Source organism: Mesorhizobium sp. ESP-6-4, assembly GCF_020164735.1.
In the GTDB taxonomy this organism is placed as follows: Bacteria; Pseudomonadota; Alphaproteobacteria; order Rhizobiales; family Rhizobiaceae; genus Mesorhizobium.
Map to the genome: position 1 here is coordinate 73217 of NZ_JAIUGS010000008.1, position 18614 is coordinate 91830.

Genomic DNA, 18614 nt, shown 5'->3' on the forward strand with positions numbered 1-18614 from the left:
ACAGTCATTTGTTGTCGGCCCCGGCGATCATGCGGCAGACTTGGCCTGATCGAAATTGCCGATCAGGAAATTGTTCTTGGCTGGGTCCACGAATGGTATCCAGCGTATCCTCTGCTCGGAAAAATCGGGGTGCCTGGTCATGAAAATCGCGAGTTCATGCGCCGCCTCGTCGCGCCGACCGCTTCTCATCAGGGCGCCTATCTTCAGGAATCTTGCGTAGAAGTAACCTGGCGACAGGTTGAGCGAGCGCTCGGCGGTGGCGATCGCGGCCTGCCAGTCCTCGACGAAGCAATAGGCCGCGGCCAGTTCCCCCAGATTATGGAAGCGATAGAGGTCGAACGGGCTCAATCGGTCAGTGTCGAGGAAGAAGGGGATCGCGCTGGTCGCATCGCCAAGCAAAAGGTGTGCGCTGCCCATGGCCGAGCGGGCGAAGGCGAAGCTCGGATTGATGTGGATCGCTTCGGCAAGATGCTCGGCCGCCAATGCCGGCTGGCCGCGCATGATGTCGGCTGCGCCGAGATAGGCATGCGGACGCGCATCGAGGCTGTCCATCAGCAGCGCCTTGCGCGCAAGCGTCTCGACTTTCTCCAGATCGTCGCTGTCGCCGAAGCGCAGCCATGCCCTCCAGAAATACCACCATGCGAGCTCGTTGAGCACGGCGCTCGAATTCGGATCTTCCTGGTAGGCCTTGTCGAAGAAGTCGAGCGCGATTTCGGTATCGCGACGTGTCCGCCTGTTCATGTGCCAGCGGCCGCGCCTGACCAATTGCCAGGTCTCGAGGCTTTCCCACGGCACCTGGAACGTGCGCGCCTGTTCGGCGCGGTCGACCTCCTTGTCGAGTATGGAAACGATCTCGCTGCCGATCTGGTCGCGTAGGCTGAAGATATCGACGAGATCGCGGTCGAAACGTTGCGACCAGACCAGGCGCCCGTTCGAGGTATCGGTGAGCGACGCATTAAGGCGGATCTGCCTGTTGGAGCGCGCCAACGTGCCGCTGACGATGTAGCGGGCACCCAGCGCGTTGCCGATGAGCCTTGTGCCGAGGCTGTCGTCCCGAAACTGGAAACTCGAGCCCTTGGCGATGACCGAAAGCCAGCGCGTGTTGGAAAGACCGTAGATGATGTCCTCGGCGATACCGTCGGCCATGTAGCCGACATCGGGTTCGCTTCCGTTGCCCTGGAACGGCAGCACGGCGATTGCCGGCGGGCCCTTGGCGATCGGCCTGGAATGACTGAGCGTGGCGGGAATGGAAGCGAAGGAAGCCGTCGCGGCAGGGCCGTTGCCGCCGCGACCGGCGATCAGGACCCGCACCGGCAGGGCGATGTTCTTCAGGCTGAACTCGCCGAGATCGGTGAATACGGCCGCCGTCTTGTCCTTCACGTGATGCCACGTCGTCGCCGAGATGGCGACGCCGTCATGCGGCGCGAATTCCTGAAGCCTGGCCGCGATATTCACGTCGTCGCCGTAGAGACGGCCCTCCCGGACGATGACGTCGCCGGTGTTTATCCCGGCGCGAAAAGGCATGCGCATGTCCTCGGCGACAGCGGCATTCAGCGCCACGATCCGGGCCTGGAAATCGAAGGCTGCCCGCAAGGCTTCGATTGGATTGCCGAATTCGGCCATGATGCTGTCGCCGGCATCGCCGAACGTGCGCCCGCCAAATGCTCCGCAACTGTCGGCGATGATGTCGCGCCTTTCCTCGAAGGCGGCAACAGCCAACTCGTCGTCGATGCCCATAAGCCTCGAGAATCCTACGGCGTCGATTGAAATGATTGTCGCAAGCTGACGGGTATAATTCCGTTCAGCCATGATTGAGCCCCCAGTCCCGCTGCAGTCCAGAACGGGCGACCTGCGCTCAAAGAAACGCGTCGCCGGCTGCCGACGGAAATCCTCGGCAGGCCCGGCGCACTGTTGCCACCCTCTTATGACCAGAATTCTATCAGGATCTTGCCGAAAGCTCTACCACGAACAGCTAATATGGCGAATTCACCCGCCGGCGCATGGTTAGTGGTTCAGTACGTCAGGAGACACATCCAAAGTGCGATCTTACCAGCTGAAATTATTACATTTTCTCCACCAGGCAATATTGGCCGGCTCCTGCGGCCGCATCGAGGCATGCGCCGCAAAAGTCGGTTATTGCGGCGCTGCGGAACCAACCTGCCTGCGCGCGAGTTTCTGACGGCACTGACGCCGACGAGATTTGAGGGCTCTCATGCGCACTGTTGTTTCAGCAACCGGTATCGCTTTCCTGCTTATCAGTGGACAAGCCTTTGCGGCGGACGACCAGCCACTGCCGTCGCAAAATGCCAAGAAGCTCTCGGAGATCGTCGCCAAGGTCGAGCACCGCACCGACTTCCGCTATGTGAAGGAGGTCGAATGGGATAGCGACGGCTATACCATCACCTACTACACGACGGACAAGGCCAAGGTCCAAATCACCTACGATCCCCTGACCGGCGAACCCAAATAGGCCGCGTCCGCCTGCGGCCATTCCGCCCGGCCTACTAGGGGCAAATGGACCCCTGCCCGATCCCCGGCATCTGTGCGTTAGAGCATTATCCCGACAAGTGGGAACCGTTTTTCAGAGAAGATCGTCTCCAACAAGAGTTAGATCGGATGGCGATTCAACGAAACATCATCCTGATCTTGCGCCTGAATGCTCATGTGCCGCGTTCCCACGCGACGGACCGCCCTTGCATCGTCACAGCTTTGGTGGCTGACTGCCCGCCATGATTGCGGGCACGGGGGTGCATGGCAATGGTTGGCTACGTCCTGAAGCGCATCCTGATGGTGCTTGTCGGCTATCTGGTCGCGGTGCTGGTCGGGTTGATCGCCGTGGTGGTGATCTACGCGATATTGAGTTCGCTGCCCAATGCTCCGGGTTACTTCGAGCTTATGGCGTTCACGCCGGTCGCCGCGCTGGTGGTGCCGCCGCTCGGCATGTTCATCTACTTTCTGACGATCGTCCTGACGGGTATGCAGACGCTGGTCTTTGCAATGATCGCCGAGTTCTTTTCGCTGCGGAGCTTCTGGCTGCATATGCTGTTCGGCGCCGCTGCCGCGGCAGCCGGTTTCATGCTGATCTGGCCGGACGCCGCCAATAATCCGGAACGCTGGGCGGACATGGGCATCATCGCCGGCGGCGGCCTCGTGGCCGGCCTGATCTATTGGCTGATCGCCGGGCGCAACGCCGGCTTGCGCCGGCCGTTGATCAAAGCAATTCCAGGAAAAGTGTGAAGCGGTCAGCGGCTTCGCCGTATCCTTCCGTCCGAAATTGCTTGCGCTCAGCTTGACGGCGTGCGCACCGCTTCGGTCGCGTCGAGCGCCTGCATCAGCTTGGAATCGCGGCCATAGACGTCGTCGAAATACTCGACCTTGCCGGACATGTCCGGCCATGCGGTGAAATAGGCGACATAGACCGGAATGACGCGCGTGACATTCTCGGTCGAATGGCCGTGCTTCAGCTTCTCGGCGATATCGTCGACCGTGGTGCCCAGCACGGCGGCGGCCATGCCGCGCGGATCCTGTAGCCGCACGCAGCCATGGCTGAGCGCGCGCATGTCGCGTTCGAAGAACGACTTCTGCGGCGTGTCGTGCATGTAGATCGCATGCTTGTTGGGGAAGAGGATCTTCAACTCGCCCAGCGCATTGGCCTCGCTCGGCTGCTGACGCACGCTGAACGGAATGTTGGCGCCATAAGCACCCCAATCGACCGCCGAGGACGGGATGCGCTTGCCGCGCGAATCCGTCACCTCATAGCCGGCGCGGTCGAGATAGCCCGGATCGCCGCGCAGCCTCGGCAGCATCTCGTTGACGATGATCGACTGCGGCACGCCCCAATAAGGATGGAAGTCGACCTGCTTGATCTGGTTGTAGAAGAAGGCGGTCTGGTTGGTGACCCGGCCGATGACCGCGCGGGTCTTCAGCTTCTCCTCGCCATTGTCGATATAGCTGGCAGTGAAGGCGGGCTGGTTGATGAAGACGCGCGGGCTGCCAAGATCAGACGGCATCCAGCGCAGTTCCTCGAGCGCGACCTTGACCTTCTCGACCTTGTCCGCCTTTGAGGCGCCGGCCAATGAAGCCACCGTGCGCGGGCCGATGACGCCGTCGCCCTTCATGCCGGCCCGCTGCTGCACCGCCTTGATCACCGGCACCAGCTCGGGATCGTAGAGCTCGCTCTTGCCGAGCCTCGCGAGCACTTCGCCATAGCCGCCACCCATCTCGTCATCGAGATTACGGGAAATAAGCGTCAGCAACTTTGGCAATTCCGGGCTGCTTTCGCCGGGCTTGAGCAGGAGCTTGGGATCGACGACGATCTCGTTTTCCTCGCTCGCCTCAAGCGCTTCCAGCTCGACGCGCAGCGCCTGGTATTCGGCATTCTGCGGGTGGCGCGATTCGAGATAGGTGCGGACCTCCTGGGTATGCGCCAGCGTCTTCAGCACGCCTTCAAGATCGAGCGGCTTGGCCGGGAAATCGTAATAGCCGGTCATCCGGTTGGGATCGACGCGACCGCTCTGAGCATCATGGGCATAGCGCAGCACGCGGGCCGATAACGCCATCTCGAAGCGGACCAGTTCCTTGGTCCGCTCTTCCTGTGTGGCGGCGGAATTGGCGGCTGCCGGGACATCGACGGAATAGTCGGCCGGCGTCAGGCCATAACTCGCCGCCTCCCCCAGGACGCGCACTGCATCCTGCGCCCGGCTGTTGGGGGTATTGTCGCTCACCCAGATGAAATCCGGATTGGCCGAATAATAGGCGATCAGCGCCTTGGCGATATCCGGCTCGGCAAACAACTCGTAGTCGCTCAAGCCTGCGACGGCATCACGGAAGCTATTGCTCGTCACCGACGGGACAAAGGCGGCGTCCTGAGGGGTCGCGGCCTGAGGTGCCGGCAGCAGCGATTTGAAATCGACCCGGACAAGCTTGTCGGCCCTGTAGGTGTTATAGGTCGGGCTGCTGATCCTGACGCCGCCACCATCCTCTCCGGCCGGCCGCACCTTGCGCGGTTTTGGCGGCGGCGGAAACTCGCCTTGCGGGCTGTGCCGGATGCCGCCGCCGAACAGCATGTCGAACAGCCCTTGCGCGCTTGCCGACTGCTGCCCGAGGGCAAGAGTCGCCGCGACCGCGATCGGCAGGACGGCTTTTTTGTTTCCGAGGATTTTCATGCTTCACCCGCACCGGTTGAAACCGGTTCCCGTTCCACGCCGCTGGACGGTCCCGCCCTCCGCAAGGCGGATGTATGACGTGACTATACCGATTCATACTGATTTCGTTAAGCTTCCATAAATTTTCGGAGCCGTGTTGCAGAACGGTTTCACATCCTTGTGAGACCTAAAACGAGCTGGCCGTTCCAAGTGTTCCGACACCCGGGACAATCAGGCGTGGCGTTGCCGACAGGCGAAAAAGTCACATAGGTACGCGGTCAGCTTTTCGAGTGGACTGTCGTCAAGCAGGAATCACCGGCGGATTCGACGGCCGCTCTGTGCGGCACGGCCAAGGCGTGACAAACCACGGTCTTTGTGATCGAAATTCCGGCGGCCTCGAGCCACGGCCTGGAGGATGTGCAGTGAAGAAGGGATATCGCCAGCTTCTCGACGAGGCGAATGCCGAGATCGAGGTCGTGTCGCCCGAGGAGGCAGCGGGGCTGCTGGAGGATGAGGACACGATCTTCGTCGATCTGCGCGACCCGCGCGAGGTCGAACGTGACGGCAAGATCCCCGGCGCCAAGCATGTAACGCGCGGCATGCTGGAATTCTGGATCGATCCCGAAAGCCCGTACCACAAGCCGTTCTTCGCCAGCGGCAAGACCTTCGTCTTCTTCTGCGCCGGAGGCTGGCGCTCGGCTTTAGCCACCAAGACGGCGCAGGACATGGGCCTGACACCGGTCAAGCATATCCTCGGCGGCTATACCGCCTGGAAAGCAGCGGGCCTGCCCGTAGAGGCGGGGCAGAAAAAGAAGGGGGACTGATAGGCGATTAGTGCAGGGCCGTTTCCCGCTGCCCAGTCACAAAGCCGACCGCGCGCGCGACGACGTCCCTGTCGGTGAGGATACGCCGGTGGCCAAGCCCCTCGGCCCAATGCAGGTGGACATGCTCGCCGGCGCCCGCATAACGCTTCGCATGATCGGCATGGACTTCGCGATCGTCCGGCGCGTGGATGATCAGCGTCGGCACCGACGCCTCCGCAAGCTGGCGGTCGCCGGTGAATTCGCTGAGCGGACGCCCGGAAAGGTATCTCACCCTGTCCGCCATGGCGACGCGCGAGCGCGGCCCGACATTCATCATATCGCTGAAGTCGTCGAAGATTGCAGGCAGCGAGCTCGGTGCCGCAATCAGCACCAGCTTTTGCGCCGCAAGCGGCGGCATGCCCTTGACCGATGCGGCAACGGCATTGGCGGCAATCGCGCCGCCGAAGGAATGGCCGACGACGGCGGCAAAGGGGCCGAACCATTCGCCGGCGACCCGCGCCGCGTCCACGGCAGTCACCATGTTGAGATGGCGGCCGAGCGAATGGCCATGCCCAGGCAGGTCGAGCGAAACAACCTTGTAGCCGGCGCCGCGAAACCCTTCGATCAGGGCGCGCATATATTCGGTACGCGAGCGCCAGCCATGAATGACGAGCACCGTGCCGCGCGACTCCCTGCCCGGCTCCGGCCGGAATTCATGCACTGCGACGCAATCGGTCCTGGTTTTCAGCCTGTGATGGCGCGCCTCGGCCATGAAGGCTGAGGCACGCTCGACGGCTCGGCGTTCGCCGTCGCTCAAGGTCTTGACGTTTGGTGTGCGGCAAAACAATTCGAAGGCGGCACGGCCGCTAAGACGCGGCGCAACATGCTCGGCCGCGCCGAAAACGCCCCGGATGACCTTCATTCCAAATGATGCCATATTGGCAGTCCATCCATTCGTTCAAGCATGAACATAATAGTTCAAAGATGAACATTAAGCAAGAGCTACCCTGGGACAACCCTCGCTTTCGCAACTGGGTTGCGGTGGCGCGCGCCTGCCATGTGCTGGAGCGCACGCTGGCGGTTAAGCTCGGCCCGCTCGACCTTAAGCCGGCGCAGCTCGACGTGCTGATGAACCTCTACCGCCACCCCGGCATGTCGCAGCACGACCTTGCCCGCAAGCTGCTCGTCGGCCGCTCCAACATCACCATGCTGTTGCCGCAGCTCGAGGCCCGCGGGTTGCTGCGTCGCGAAGGCGACGAGAAGGACAAGCGGGTGCTGCGGCTGAACCTCACCGAGGCGGGCGAGGCCCTGCTGATGAAGGCCCTGAAGGTTCACATGGCCCTGATCGAGAAGGCGATGAGCCAGTCGACGCCGGAGCAGTGCGACATGATCGGCGAGCAAATGCGCAAGATCGCCGACGTGCTGAAGGAAGCCTGAGCGCGGGTTTGATGCGACTACCTCAGGTGTGCTGAGATTTCGGTCAGGCCGAATCGAAAATGGCGGGATTCCGAGAACCGGAGCGGAGCGTACCTAAAGTACGTGAGCACCGGAAGCGCAGGGACCCGCCATTTGCAGGCCGGCCTCACCGAAATATCGGCGCACCTGTCACCACATCGTCTTCTTCGCTCTTTCCGGCCATTCCTCGTCGTACTTCTGGCCGTCGATGTTCTTGCGGCTGGTGATCTCGAGAATCTGGCCGGGTGTCGGCAGCGATTTCGGATCAACATGTTTGGCCGGGTTCCAGAGCTCGGAGCGCACGATGGCGCGGGCGCATTGGAAATAGACCGTATCGACATCGATGACAGTGACCGAGCGGGCCGGCTTGCCGTCGACCGTGAAGGACGCGCAAAGCCCGGCATCGGTCGTGATGTGAGCGCGGCCGTTGACGCGCAGCGTGGTGCCCGAGCCCGGCACCAGAAAGAGCAGGCCGACGCGCGGATCGCGAATGATGTTCTTCAGCGAATCGGCGCGATTGTTGCCGCGCCTGTCGGGCATCATCAGCGTCTTGTCGTCGACAATGCGCACGAAGCCGGCGAGATCGCCGCGCGGGGAGCAGTCGAGGCCCTCGGGCCCGCTCGTCGCCAGCGCCACGAAGGGCGAGGCCTCGATGAAGGCGGCATATTCGGGAATCACATGGTCGAGTTCCTTGACGACAGAAGCCTCGCCCGGCAGCCCGTAGAGGGCCTCGAGCTGCTCGACGGATGTGATGCGCGACACTTTTTTCGCCTCCTGACCTTTTGCCGGCGCTACTCCATGTCCATGACGTCTTGACGACAGCCGACATTGGATTGCCACGCGCCGGGCTAGCGATCCCGGCTCAGCCCCTTCTCGGCCAACTCGGTAAGATAGGCGTTCCAGCGCTCGTCCTTTTCGTGGCCGAGCGTATGCAGATAGTTCCAGGTGAAGATGCCGGTGTCGTGGAAATCGTCGAAGGTGATGCGCACCGCATAATTGCCGACCGGCTCGATCTTGAGGATCGTGACATTGCGCTTGCCCGGAACTGTCACGCGCTGCTCCGGCGAATGGCCCTGTACTTCCGCCGATGGCGAAGCCACGCGCAAAAACTCCGCCGGCAATTCGAACGGTTGATGGCCCGGGAAGGTCACCGTCAGCAGCTTGCGGTCCTTCGAGACCCTGAGTTCCTTTGGCGCGGTCATGACTGTCCTGTCTAGAGCCGGATTATTTCAGGTCTGTTCGACCTGAAATCTGAATCCGTCTCTAAGTCAAAGAGATAGAGCATGATGTCGTCCGAAAAACCGCTTCACACTTTTCGGCATCATGCTCTGGGTTGCGCCCTTCCCTACGCCGCTTCGCGCGATCCGGAAAGACCGGTGCCAATGCATGTCGCCCGGAAGTGGGCAGCGGTTCTGGGACAAACGACATGCATCCGACAAAGGCTTTCAGCCAGCCGACACGCGATGTCGGCCGGGGAATGTTACCAAAGATCAAGACCGTCTATCTTGAATGCGGCATTGGATCGTATCACATAGCTGTATATAACGGTGCCGCTCAGGCCATGGGAAACGTTTGCAAATGGACATGATCGACCCCTTCGGTCGCACCATCAGCTATCTGCGCGTGTCGGTCACCGACCGCTGCGATTTTCGCTGTACCTATTGCATGGCCGAGGACATGACCTTCTTGCCCAAGAAGGATCTGTTGTCGCTCGAGGAGCTTGACCGGCTCTGCACCGTTTTCATCGAGAAAGGCGTGAAGAAACTCAGGCTGACCGGCGGCGAGCCGCTGGTTCGCAAGAACATCATGCATCTGGTGCGCCAGCTGTCGCGGCATCTCGAAAGCGGCGCTCTGGAAGAATTGACGCTGACCACTAACGGCTCGCAGCTGTCGCGCTTCGCCGCCGAGCTCGCCGATTGCGGCGTCAAGCGCATCAACGTCTCGCTCGACACGCTCGATGCCGAGAAATTCCACCAGATCACCCGCTGGGGCAATCTCGGCAAGGTGATGGAGGGCATTGATGCCGCGCAGAAGGCCGGGTTGAAGATCAAGCTCAATGCGGTTGCACTGCGCGACTTCAACGATGCCGAAATCCCCGAGCTGATGCGCTGGGCGCATGGCCGTGGCATGGATCTCACCCTCATCGAGACGATGCCGATGGGCGAGATCGAGGCCGACCGCACCGACCAGTATCTGCCGCTGTCGCTGTTGCGCGCCGCGCTGGAGCGACAGTTCACGCTCTCCGATATTCCTTACAAGACCGGCGGCCCTGCCCGCTATGTCCATGTCGCGGAGACCGGCGGCCGGCTCGGCTTCATCACGCCGATGACGCATAATTTCTGCGAAAGCTGCAACCGCGTGCGGCTGACCTGCACCGGCACCCTCTATATGTGCCTTGGCCAGGAGGACGCCGCTGACCTTAGGGCGCCGTTGCGCGCCACCGAAGGCAACGAGCTGCTCGGCGAGGCGATCGATGAAGCCATCGGCCGTAAGCCCAAGGGCCATGATTTCGTCATCGACCGCCGCACCAGCCGCCCTTCGGTATCTCGGCATATGAGCGTCACCGGCGGCTGATTTTTTCTGCGATTTGGTGCAGGATCACCTTCGGTCATCGACCAAAGGGGGGATCATGCAACGTCCGCAGCGCATCGGTTGGTCGTCGGTAGCGGCGATCTTGTCCCTGTCGACAATCATGCCGGCGACCGCGATGGCCAAGCCCTTCACCTATGTGAATGCGCGGTTCGGCCAGTCCTGCACTTTTCCCGACGACATCTTCAACAAGCCGATGCCCGAGCCGGAAAATGGCGACGGACAGCAATGGCTTAGCGCCGACGGCGCCAGCCTGACCTGTTCCGGCATCTACAACATCGACAACGACACGCCGCAAGGTTTCGTCGTCCAGGAGAAAGCCAGCACCGAACCGGGTTACAAGATCACCTACAGCAAGACCGGCAAGAATTGGGCGGTGCTCTCCGGCACCAAGGACGGCAACATTTTTTACGAACGGCGCCTGTTCGGAAAGGACGACGTCATTCGCACCGTCTGGATCGAATACCCTGCCGCGCTCAAGTCAAAATACGACCCTTTGGTCGCCTCCATTGCCAAGACCCTGCGCGGCCCTTGAGGTCAGACTGGCCGCACTGAAAATAAAGCGCTTGCGTCGCCTTCCGGCCGATTTACCGCCGGCCTTTTCCAGCCTAGCCTTCGCGCGCGATTATCGCTCTAGGGGGAGTGCACATGCGCACATTCATGCTTTCACTAGCAATGCTTGGGGTTGCTTCCGTATCGGCCGCGGCTCAGTCGATCGGCGGCACCTACACCGTCGCCGGCACCAATTTCGACGGCTCGAAATATGACGGCGAGGCAACCATCACGCTGACCAGCGACACGACCTGCACCATCCACTGGGAAACCGGCGGCTCGACCTCGGACGGCATCTGCATGCGTAACGACAATGCATTTTCCGCCGGCTACGCGATGGGCAAGGAGATCGGTCTCGTCGTCTACAAGATCGAGAAGGACGGCTCTCTGCACGGGCTGTGGACCATCGCCGGCCAGAACGGCAACGGTACCGAGGTGCTGACGCCGAAGTAAGCCTTCCAAAGCTCGGCAAATCGATCTCACGGGCCACGCAGAAATTCGTGGCCCATTTCTTTGCCGTTGCTGTTTTCCGGCTGCCTGCTAGACGGCTGAATTAAATAAATCCGGAAACGCCCTTGCCTCTCTCGCCAAATCTGCGCGGCGCGCTGTTCATGATCGTGGCCATGGTCGGCTTCACCTTGAACGACGCGATCACCAAATTCTCGTCGGAATCGATGAACATGGCGCAGGTCATGCTGGTGCGGGGCGCCTTCGCGTCCTTGCTCGTCGGCCTGCTCGCCTGGCGGCGCGGCGCGCTTGCCAATCCGGCGGCCATGCTGCAGCCGATGGTGGCGACGCGCGTCGCGGGCGAAGCCGGCGCCACGGTATCGTTTCTGATCGCGCTTGCGCATTTGCCGATCGCCAACGTCTCGGCCGTGCTGCAGGCGCTGCCGCTGGCGGTGACCATGGGCGCGGCGCTGTTCTTCGGCGAAGGCGTCGGCTGGCGGCGCTGGCTTGCCATTGCCATCGGTTTCACCGGCGTGCTGATCATCGTGCGGCCGGGCTTCGAGGGCTTCAGCGTCTACTCGCTGCTGGCATTGACCAGCGTCGCCTGCTGCGCGGTGCGCGATCTCGCCACCAAGCGGATCCCTGACGCGATCCCGACCATGCTGGTGTCGACGGCGACCGCGCTTGCCATGACGGTGCTGGGCGCGCTGCTTTTGTCGCCGATGGGCGGCTGGACGCCGATGAGCGGCCGGGCGACCACGCTTCTGGCGTTGGCGGCGGTGCTGGTGCTGATCGGCTATCAGTTCATCATCATGGCGATGCGCTCGGGCGACATCTCCTTCATCGCCCCGTTCCGCTACACCGCGCTATTGTGGTCGATCCTGCTCGGCCTCGTCATTTTCGGCGATATCCCGGATGCGCCGATGACCGTCGGCGCCGCCATCATCATCGGCTCGGGCCTCTATGCGCTCTACCGCGAGCGCGTCGTGGGCCGACAGCAACCTGCCGCCGAAAGCGCTGGACCCGACATGGCACCGGACGGCATATAGGCACGATGGACCGAACTGTTGCGGGGATCATTCTGGCCGGAGGCCAGTCGCGCCGGATGGGCGGCGGCGACAAGCCGCTCCTTTCATTGGGCAAAGCCAGGCTGATCGATCGGGTCGCCGCGCGACTGAGGCCGCAGGTCGCCACACTGGGACTCAACGCGAACGGCGATCCGGCGCGATTTGCCGGCATGGGTCTGCCGGTCATCCAAGATACGGTGCCGGGCCATGCCGGCCCGCTCGCAGGCATTCTCACCGGCATCGAATGGGCGGCAAAGCAAACAAGCTGCCGGTGGCTGGTGAGCGCCGCCGGTGACACGCCGTTCTTTCCCGACAACCTCGTCGAGCGCCTGGTGCTGGCAGCGCCCGATCGGCCCGGCACGATCGCCGTCGCCAGCTCCGACGGCAGATGGCACCCGACCTTCGCGCTCTGGCCGCTCGGCCTGCGCGACGCCCTGCGCCATTTCCTGGTCGATGAGGACAACCGGCGGGTTTCCGCGTTTATGGAGCGGCACGGCCATGTCGAGGTTGAGTTCCCGATGATCGAGGCTCGCGGCCAAAAGATCGATCCGTTCTTCAACATCAACACGCCGGACGACCTTGCGGCGGCGGAGCGTCTATTGCAAAGCCTCGGGCCATGAGACGCGTATTCGGCATCACCGGCTGGAAGAACTCCGGCAAGACGACCCTGACGGAAAAGCTGGTCACAGAGCTGGTGGCGCGCGGCTGGACGGTGTCGACGGTGAAGCACGCGCACCATGACTTCGACATCGACAAGCCGGGCGCCGACTCCTTCCGCCACCGCCAGGCGGGCGCGACGGAAGTCGCCATCGTCTCCGGCCGGCGCTGGGCGCTGATGCACGAATTGCGCGAGGAGAACGAGCCGACGCTGGACGACATCCTGGCGCGGCTGTCGCCCTCGGACATCGTGCTGGTCGAAGGCTACAAGCGCGAAGCGCATAAGAAGATCGAGGCAAGGCGGCTTGAAGCCAAGGATCGGACGCCGCTTTCGGCCAACGATCCCAACATTGTCGCGGTCGCCGCCGACTTCACGGTCGAAGGCGAAGACCTGCCGGTTTTCGACCTCGACGACACGAAATCGATAGCCGACTTCATCGAGCGCAGCACAGGTCTCGTGGCTCAGACCAAGTAACGCAGCGGCACGTCCTGATTGTCGTTTGCCGTTGATTTGCAGTTGCTTTTTTCTCGCAAAGAGTGGGAGTATCCGCCTCAGCGGGCGGTCAAGAAAGCGCCGCCCACAAGAGCCGCACGGGACAGCGGCCATGACAATATGAGAGGATTATCATGCGTATTGCACTGCGTATCGCGCTCGCCGCTTCGGCCGCGCTGCTGACACTCGGCGTCGCCCAGGCTCAGGAAAAGACCCTCAGGATCGGCACCGAAGGCGCGTACCCGCCCTTCAACAACCTGACCTCGGACGGCCAGCTGGTCGGCTTCGACATCGATATCGCCAAGGCTCTCTGTGACGAGATGAAGGTGAAATGCACCTTCGTCGCGCAGGATTGGGACGGCATCATCCCGGCGCTCCAGGCCGGCAAGTTCGACGCCATCGTCGCCTCGATGTCGATCACGCCCGAGCGCCAGGAAAAGGTCGACTTCACCCACAAATACTACAACACCCCCTCGGCCATCGCTGTCCCGAAGGATTCGCCGCTCAAGGGCGTGACCAAGGAAGACCTCGCCGGCAAGACCATCGGCGTCGCCACCACCACCACGCACTACAACTACGCTTCGAAGACCTACACGGACAGCACCATCAAGGGCTATCCGAGCAGCCCGGAGGAGCAGGCAGACCTCGCCAATGGCCGTCTCGATGCGATCGAGGACGACATCGTCGTGCTGCAGCAGTGGCTGGATTCGCCGGACGGCGCCTGCTGCAAGATCCTCGGCCAGCCCTCGCCGCAGCCGGTCGAAATCTTCGGACCGGGCGCCGGCATCGCCGTGCGCAAGGGCGAGACCGATCTGGTCAATAAGCTGAATGAAGCGATCGACACCATCCGAAAGAACGGAAAGTACAAGGAAATCAACGACAAATACTTCAAGTTCGACGTCTACGGCGCCGAGTCCTGATCGATAAGCCAAGGGCGGTGAGGCATCCCTCGCCGCCCTTAAATCCTTCCGGGATCGCCACGGAGACACGACCCGTCAATGCCGGCCCAAAGCATTTGGACACTTCTCAGCTGGGGACCGGAGGGCTGGAGTGACGACATTGCCTCTGGCGTTCTGGTCACCATCGCGCTGGCGCTCGCCACACTGCCGATCGGCCTAGTGATCGGCTTTTTCGTCGCCTTTGCCAAGCAGCATGAAGAGCCGTCGCTGCGCCTTGCCGGCAACATCTACACCACGGTCTTTCGCGGCCTGCCGGAACTGGTGACGCTGTTCCTGTTCTTCTTCGGCATGCCGCTTCTGCTGCAATATCTCGTCCGGCTGTTCAATCCGGACGCAACTATCGACGTCAACAGCTTCGTCGCCGGCATGATCGTGCTGGCGCTGATCTTCTCCTCTTACGCCAGCGAGGTGTTCCTCTCCGCGTTCCGCGCCATTCCTAAAGGCCAATATGAGGGTGGCTACGCCATTGGCCTGTCGAAATGGCAGACAATGCGGCTGGTGATCCTGCCGCAGCTGATACGCATCGCTTTTCCGGGTCTCGAAAATTGTTGGCTGAGCCTGCTCAAGGACACCTCCCTGGTTTCGGTCGTCAATCTCGCGGAGACCCTGCGCCAGTCCGGCGTGGCGGCGCGCGTCACCAAGCATTCCTTCCTCTTTTACAGCGTCGCGGCGCTGATCTTCCTGGCGCTGGCCGTCCTGTCGTCGATCGCCACGAGCTATATCCTGCGCTATCTCGGACGGAGGGAAGCGCGATGAGCGTCAGCCAGGCTATCGCCATCGACAAGCCGCCGCCGCCAGCGCGCGGCTGGCCGCGGGTCCGCATCCTCGGCTACGCGTTGGTCGGCATCTGGATTCTTTTTGGCCTCGGCATCGTCGCCTATCTTGTCTATGCCTGGAACGCCGAATTCTTCGCCCGATATGCTCCCGCCTATCTCCAGGGCTTGGGAACCACCCTGTCGCTGGTCAGCATTTCGATGGTCCTTGGCGCCATCCTGTCGCTTCCGGTCGCCTATGGCCGCATGTCGAAGAACCCGTTCCTGTCCGGGCTCGCCTATTGCTATGTCTACTTCTTCCGCGGCACGCCGCTGCTCGTGCAGACCTACCTGGTCTATTACGGCATCGGCTCGTTCCGGCCTGAGCTTGAGACGGTCGGGCTGTGGTGGTTCTTCCGCGAGGCCTTCTATTGCGGCGTCTTTGCCTTCTCGCTCAACACCGCCGCCTATCAGGCCGAAATCCTGCGCGGCGCCATCGAAAGCGTGGCGCGCGGCCAATGGGAAGGTGCGGCCTCGCTCGGACTGCACAGATTGCAGACGCTGCGCAAGGTGATCATGCCCCAGGCGATCATCGTCGCGCTCAGGCCCTATGGCAACGAGCTCATCCTGATGATCAAGGCCTCCGCGATCGTCGCCATCATCACCGTCTACGACCTGATGGGCAACGCCAAGCTCGCCTACGCGAAATCCTTCGACATCCAGGCCTATATCTGGGTGGCGATCGTCTATCTGGTGATGGTCGAGATCCTGCGCCACGGCGTCGAGTGGATCGAGCGCCGCATCACTATCCATCTGCATCGATAGATTGCGGCCCGGCCGCCTGCACCGGTCGATGCAGCGCTGCGTGCCTTGACGAATTTTTCGCATGGCCTAGACCTTCCGCCACTGGAAACTGTGTTTTGTTGGAAGGCAGGCTTATGGCATCGGTTGCATTTCTCGGTCTTGGCGTCATGGGCTATCCGATGGCCGGGCACCTCAGGAACAAGGGCGGCCATGACGTCACCGTCTACAACCGCACCAAGGCACGGGCCGAGCAGTGGGTGGCCGAGCATGGCGGCAAACTGGCGCTGACGCCGGCCGATGCGGCCGCGGGCAAGGACTTCGTCTTTTCCTGCGTCGGCAATGACGATGATCTGCGCTCGGTGACCACGGGTGCGAACGGCGCCTTCGCCGCCATGAAGAAGGGCGCCGTCTTCATCGACAACACCACCGCGTCGGCCGAGGTCGCGCGCGAGCTTGACGATGCCGCGCGCAAGGCGGGCTTCTCCTTCCTCGACGCGCCGGTGTCAGGCGGCCAGGCCGGCGCCGAGAACGGCGTGCTGACCGTCATGGTCGGCGGCGATGAGGCCGCCTTCGACAAGGCCAGGCCCGTCATCGACGGCTACGCCCGCATGGTCGGCCTGATGGGGTCGGCCGGCGCCGGCCAGCTCACAAAGATGATCAACCAGATCGCCATTGCCGGCCTCGTCCAGGGTCTGGCCGAGGGCATCCATTTCGGCAAGAAGGCCGGCCTCGACATCGAGAAGGTCGTCGAGGTGATCTCCAAGGGTGCTGCCGGCTCCTGGCAGATGGAAAACCGCCACAAGACAATGAATGCCGGCAAATACGATTTCGGCTTCGCCGTCGATTGGATGCGCAAGGATCTCGGCATCTGCCTGGCGGAGGCCAATCGCAACGGCGCCAAGCTGCCGGTGACGGCATTGGTCGACCAGTTCTACAAGGATGTGCAGGACATGGGTGGCAAGCGCTGGGACACGTCATCGCTGCTGGCGCGCCTGGAAAGATAGGTGACGATGCCCCAGCCCGATCCGAGCTGGAGCGCCGATGACATCGTCGCTCATTTGCGTTCGGTCGGCACCGAGGACAATCGGGCGGGCATGGCGCGCTTCGGCATCAACACCGCCAGCGCGCTCGGCGTCGGGAATTCACAATTGCGGCTGCTGGCGCGCAAGCTGAAGAGGAACCACGAGCGGTCGCTGCAGCTCTGGAACAGCGGCATCCGCGAAGCGCGGCTGATGGCCGCCTTCACCGGCGAGCCGAAGAAGGTCGATATCGATCAATGCCGGCGCTGGGCCGCGGATTTCGACAGCTGGGAGATCGTCGACACCGTTGCGGACCTGTTTGCCGAAACACCGTTCTGGCGCGAATTGATCGACGAGTTCGCTGGAGACGAACGCGAATTCGTTCGCCGCACCGCCTTTGCCATGTTGGCCTGGAGCGCGGTGCATCTCAAGAAAGAACCGGACGCGACCTTCCTCGCCTATCTGCCGCTGATCGAGAAGCATGCCGGCGATCCGCGCAATTTCGTCCGCAAGGCAGTCAATTGGGCGCTGCGGCAAATCGGCAAACGGTCGATGAGCCTGCACGCCCCTGCCCTTGCGCTGGCGGAAAGATTAGCGGCATCGCCGGACAAGACGGCGCGCTGGATCGGCAAGGATGCAGTGAAGGAACTGACGGATGCCAGACAGCTCGAAAGGCTCGCAGCCGCAAAAGCTTGACCTTGCTGGGATTCGGTTCGTCGGGGTGACGCCAGAGACACGTGCCGACTTCGAAAACCTGTTCGAGCAGCCCGGCGCACCGAAATATTGCTGGTGCATGGCCTGGCGCCATTCCACTCGCGAGCACATTGAGAGCGACGAGAAGAAGCGCATGATGATGGCGCTCATCCACAAAGGCACCCCGGTCGGCATCATCGCTGAGATGGACGGCAGGCCGGTCGGCTGGTGCTCGGTCGCGCCACGCGAGACCTACCGGAAGCTTTCAAAGCAGCAGGACGACACCGAAACCGGCATCTGGTCGATCGTCTGCTTCTATGTGCCCAGGGCCCTGCGCGGCGGCGGGCTGGCCTCCGCTTTGCTTGACGCTGCGATCGACCATGCCTTCAGCAAAGGCGCACATACAATCGAGGCCTATCCCGTCGACGAGGCCGCCCCGAGCTATCGCTTCATGGGTTTTCGCGACATGTTTACTACGAGGGGCTTCCATGAGACCGGCACCGCCGGTACGCGACGGCATGTGATGCGGCTGGGTCGGTGAGCCCGGATCGGTCACGACGCTTTTACTCGATTCAGCAAATGGACTGGCGGAGGATGGAGCGATCATGAGCAAGCGTTTCAAGTCATGCGCGGCGCTGGCGGCTGCGCTCCTCCTCGCAGCCACTGGAGCCGATGCCGCGGCTGATGTCGCGCATATTGTCTGGAAGGATCTGCGCCCCGCGACGCAAGCGATAGCCGAAGACGCGAACCTGCCGATGATCGCGGCAAAACTGCCTGACCACGGCGAGACCTTGTCGCTCAACTTGCAGGACAAGACGATACAATTAGCCGGATATGCATTGCCGGTCGATCGTGACGGCGACCTCGTCTACCAGTTCCTGCTGGTGCCGTGGACGGGCGCCTGCAGCCACATGCCGACGCCGCCGCCGAACCAGATCGTGCTGGTCACGCCGGCGCATCCCTACAAGATGAAGCAGGCTTACGATCCGGTCGCGGTCACCGGCGTGCTGAGGCCCGGCATGGAGAAAAGCCAGTTGTTCATCCTCGACGGCATCTCGATTGTCCAGTCCGGCTACACCGTGCGCAAGGCCGAGGTGACGAGCGTCGGCAGCGTGCCGGACACGGTCACCCTGCCGGTCAACTCGCCGTGGAATTTTCTGAACAAAAAGAAGAATTAGGG

At 62.2% G+C, this 18614-nt stretch carries 22 protein-coding genes; 17 read left to right on the plus strand and 5 right to left on the minus strand.

Annotated features, from left to right (window positions below):
- Window positions 1-27: 27 nt before the first annotated feature.
- Window positions 28-1809 carry an adenylate/guanylate cyclase domain-containing protein gene (locus tag LB523_RS16855; RefSeq protein ID WP_224604815.1) on the minus strand — a complete coding sequence of 594 codons (1782 nt, stop codon included), beginning with the start codon at window positions 1807-1809 and terminating at the stop codon, window positions 28-30.
- 403 nt (window positions 1810-2212) lie between these two features.
- Between LB523_RS16855 and LB523_RS16860 the strand changes: the two genes are divergently transcribed.
- The gene (locus tag LB523_RS16860; protein ID WP_095765411.1) at window positions 2213-2470 is read left to right on the plus strand and encodes a PepSY domain-containing protein; all 258 of its coding nucleotides are present in this window, start codon (window positions 2213-2215) and stop codon (window positions 2468-2470) included.
- Window positions 2471-2757: 287 nt separating this feature from the next.
- Complete coding sequence (locus LB523_RS16865) at window positions 2758-3237, plus strand: hypothetical protein (RefSeq protein WP_411966470.1); 480 nt, start codon at window positions 2758-2760, stop codon at window positions 3235-3237.
- 47 nt (window positions 3238-3284) lie between these two features.
- On the opposite strand, the gene LB523_RS16870 is transcribed toward LB523_RS16865, so the two are convergent.
- A complete protein-coding gene (locus LB523_RS16870; RefSeq protein WP_224604821.1) occupies window positions 3285-5165 on the minus strand; it encodes a murein L,D-transpeptidase in 1881 nt (626 codons plus the stop codon).
- Between the two features lie 401 nt (window positions 5166-5566).
- Between LB523_RS16870 and LB523_RS16875 the strand changes: the two genes are divergently transcribed.
- Window positions 5567-5968, plus strand: a complete 402-nt coding sequence (locus LB523_RS16875; protein WP_224604823.1) for a rhodanese-like domain-containing protein — start codon at window positions 5567-5569, stop codon at window positions 5966-5968.
- A gap of 7 nt (window positions 5969-5975) precedes the next feature.
- Here LB523_RS16875 and LB523_RS16880 read toward each other — a convergent pair whose 3' ends face one another.
- Complete coding sequence (locus LB523_RS16880) at window positions 5976-6884, minus strand: alpha/beta hydrolase (RefSeq protein ID WP_224604826.1); 909 nt, start codon at window positions 6882-6884, stop codon at window positions 5976-5978.
- A 47-nt stretch (window positions 6885-6931) separates the two neighbouring features.
- Here LB523_RS16880 and LB523_RS16885 point away from each other — a divergent pair, with 47 nt between their 5' ends.
- The gene (locus tag LB523_RS16885) at window positions 6932-7384 is read left to right on the plus strand and encodes a MarR family winged helix-turn-helix transcriptional regulator (protein ID WP_095765406.1); all 453 of its coding nucleotides are present in this window, start codon (window positions 6932-6934) and stop codon (window positions 7382-7384) included.
- Window positions 7385-7552: 168 nt separating this feature from the next.
- On the opposite strand, the gene LB523_RS16890 is transcribed toward LB523_RS16885, so the two are convergent.
- On the minus strand, window positions 7553-8164 hold the full coding sequence (locus LB523_RS16890; protein ID WP_224604829.1) for a pyridoxamine 5'-phosphate oxidase family protein: 612 nt from the start codon (window positions 8162-8164) through the stop codon (window positions 7553-7555).
- Between the two features lie 86 nt (window positions 8165-8250).
- The gene (locus LB523_RS16895) at window positions 8251-8604 is read right to left on the minus strand and encodes a gamma-butyrobetaine hydroxylase-like domain-containing protein (protein ID WP_224604831.1); all 354 of its coding nucleotides are present in this window, start codon (window positions 8602-8604) and stop codon (window positions 8251-8253) included.
- Between the two features lie 376 nt (window positions 8605-8980).
- Here LB523_RS16895 and moaA point away from each other — a divergent pair, with 376 nt between their 5' ends.
- From moaA to LB523_RS16960, 13 genes are all read left to right on the plus strand, one after another.
- Window positions 8981-9976 (plus strand): GTP 3',8-cyclase MoaA, encoded by a 996-nt coding sequence (gene moaA / locus LB523_RS16900; RefSeq protein WP_224604833.1) that lies wholly within the window; start codon window positions 8981-8983, stop codon window positions 9974-9976.
- Window positions 9977-10031: 55 nt separating this feature from the next.
- Window positions 10032-10526, plus strand: coding sequence for a hypothetical protein (locus LB523_RS16905; RefSeq protein ID WP_224604835.1), 495 nt, complete (start codon window positions 10032-10034; stop codon window positions 10524-10526).
- A 113-nt stretch (window positions 10527-10639) separates the two neighbouring features.
- On the plus strand, window positions 10640-10996 hold the full coding sequence (locus LB523_RS16910) for a hypothetical protein (protein WP_140628062.1): 357 nt from the start codon (window positions 10640-10642) through the stop codon (window positions 10994-10996).
- Window positions 10997-11118: 122 nt separating this feature from the next.
- The gene (locus LB523_RS16915; protein ID WP_224604836.1) at window positions 11119-12039 is read left to right on the plus strand and encodes a DMT family transporter; all 921 of its coding nucleotides are present in this window, start codon (window positions 11119-11121) and stop codon (window positions 12037-12039) included.
- A gap of 5 nt (window positions 12040-12044) precedes the next feature.
- On the plus strand, window positions 12045-12677 hold the full coding sequence (mobA, locus tag LB523_RS16920; RefSeq protein ID WP_224604838.1) for a molybdenum cofactor guanylyltransferase MobA: 633 nt from the start codon (window positions 12045-12047) through the stop codon (window positions 12675-12677).
- On the plus strand, window positions 12674-13189 hold the full coding sequence (mobB, locus tag LB523_RS16925; protein WP_095765398.1) for a molybdopterin-guanine dinucleotide biosynthesis protein B: 516 nt from the start codon (window positions 12674-12676) through the stop codon (window positions 13187-13189). Before mobA ends, mobB begins: the two co-directional genes overlap by 4 nt.
- 152 nt (window positions 13190-13341) lie before the next feature.
- Window positions 13342-14127, plus strand: a complete 786-nt coding sequence (locus tag LB523_RS16930) for an ABC transporter substrate-binding protein (RefSeq protein WP_095765397.1) — start codon at window positions 13342-13344, stop codon at window positions 14125-14127.
- Between the two features lie 78 nt (window positions 14128-14205).
- The gene (locus LB523_RS16935) at window positions 14206-14922 is read left to right on the plus strand and encodes an ABC transporter permease (RefSeq protein WP_224547740.1); all 717 of its coding nucleotides are present in this window, start codon (window positions 14206-14208) and stop codon (window positions 14920-14922) included.
- Window positions 14919-15743 carry an ABC transporter permease gene (locus LB523_RS16940; protein ID WP_224604840.1) on the plus strand — a complete coding sequence of 275 codons (825 nt, stop codon included), beginning with the start codon at window positions 14919-14921 and terminating at the stop codon, window positions 15741-15743. The genes LB523_RS16935 and LB523_RS16940 overlap by 4 nt, the downstream gene beginning before the upstream one ends.
- A gap of 113 nt (window positions 15744-15856) precedes the next feature.
- Complete coding sequence (locus LB523_RS16945) at window positions 15857-16726, plus strand: NAD(P)-dependent oxidoreductase (RefSeq protein WP_224604842.1); 870 nt, start codon at window positions 15857-15859, stop codon at window positions 16724-16726.
- A gap of 6 nt (window positions 16727-16732) precedes the next feature.
- Window positions 16733-17437, plus strand: coding sequence for a DNA alkylation repair protein (locus LB523_RS16950; RefSeq protein WP_224605180.1), 705 nt, complete (start codon window positions 16733-16735; stop codon window positions 17435-17437).
- Window positions 17438-17462: 25 nt separating this feature from the next.
- Window positions 17463-17975, plus strand: a complete 513-nt coding sequence (locus LB523_RS16955; RefSeq protein WP_224604845.1) for a GNAT family N-acetyltransferase — start codon at window positions 17463-17465, stop codon at window positions 17973-17975.
- A 64-nt stretch (window positions 17976-18039) separates the two neighbouring features.
- The gene (locus LB523_RS16960) at window positions 18040-18612 is read left to right on the plus strand and encodes a DUF3299 domain-containing protein (RefSeq protein WP_224604848.1); all 573 of its coding nucleotides are present in this window, start codon (window positions 18040-18042) and stop codon (window positions 18610-18612) included.
- Window positions 18613-18614: the final 2 nt, after the last annotated feature.

Bases quoted from the DNA above. Each gene is read 5' to 3' on its own strand.
- LB523_RS16855 (WP_224604815.1), bottom strand. From the start codon at position 1,809: ATGGCTGAACGGAATTATACCCGTCAGCTTGCGACAATCATTTCAATC.
- LB523_RS16860 (WP_095765411.1), top strand. From the start codon at position 2,213: ATGCGCACTGTTGTTTCAGCAACCGGTATCGCTTTCCTGCTTATCAGT.
- LB523_RS16865 (WP_411966470.1), top strand. From the start codon at position 2,758: ATGGTTGGCTACGTCCTGAAGCGCATCCTGATGGTGCTTGTCGGCTAT.
- LB523_RS16870 (WP_224604821.1), bottom strand. From the start codon at position 5,165: ATGAAAATCCTCGGAAACAAAAAAGCCGTCCTGCCGATCGCGGTCGCG.
- LB523_RS16880 (WP_224604826.1), bottom strand. From the start codon at position 6,884: ATGGCATCATTTGGAATGAAGGTCATCCGGGGCGTTTTCGGCGCGGCC.
- LB523_RS16885 (WP_095765406.1), top strand. From the start codon at position 6,932: ATGAACATTAAGCAAGAGCTACCCTGGGACAACCCTCGCTTTCGCAAC.
- LB523_RS16895 (WP_224604831.1), bottom strand. From the start codon at position 8,604: ATGACCGCGCCAAAGGAACTCAGGGTCTCGAAGGACCGCAAGCTGCTG.
- moaA (WP_224604833.1), top strand. From the start codon at position 8,981: ATGGACATGATCGACCCCTTCGGTCGCACCATCAGCTATCTGCGCGTG.
- LB523_RS16905 (WP_224604835.1), top strand. From the start codon at position 10,032: ATGCAACGTCCGCAGCGCATCGGTTGGTCGTCGGTAGCGGCGATCTTG.
- LB523_RS16910 (WP_140628062.1), top strand. From the start codon at position 10,640: ATGCGCACATTCATGCTTTCACTAGCAATGCTTGGGGTTGCTTCCGTA.
- mobA (WP_224604838.1), top strand. From the start codon at position 12,045: ATGGACCGAACTGTTGCGGGGATCATTCTGGCCGGAGGCCAGTCGCGC.
- mobB (WP_095765398.1), top strand. From the start codon at position 12,674: ATGAGACGCGTATTCGGCATCACCGGCTGGAAGAACTCCGGCAAGACG.
- LB523_RS16930 (WP_095765397.1), top strand. From the start codon at position 13,342: ATGCGTATTGCACTGCGTATCGCGCTCGCCGCTTCGGCCGCGCTGCTG.
- LB523_RS16935 (WP_224547740.1), top strand. From the start codon at position 14,206: ATGCCGGCCCAAAGCATTTGGACACTTCTCAGCTGGGGACCGGAGGGC.
- LB523_RS16940 (WP_224604840.1), top strand. From the start codon at position 14,919: ATGAGCGTCAGCCAGGCTATCGCCATCGACAAGCCGCCGCCGCCAGCG.
- LB523_RS16945 (WP_224604842.1), top strand. From the start codon at position 15,857: ATGGCATCGGTTGCATTTCTCGGTCTTGGCGTCATGGGCTATCCGATG.
- LB523_RS16950 (WP_224605180.1), top strand. From the start codon at position 16,733: ATGCCCCAGCCCGATCCGAGCTGGAGCGCCGATGACATCGTCGCTCAT.
- LB523_RS16960 (WP_224604848.1), top strand. From the start codon at position 18,040: ATGAGCAAGCGTTTCAAGTCATGCGCGGCGCTGGCGGCTGCGCTCCTC.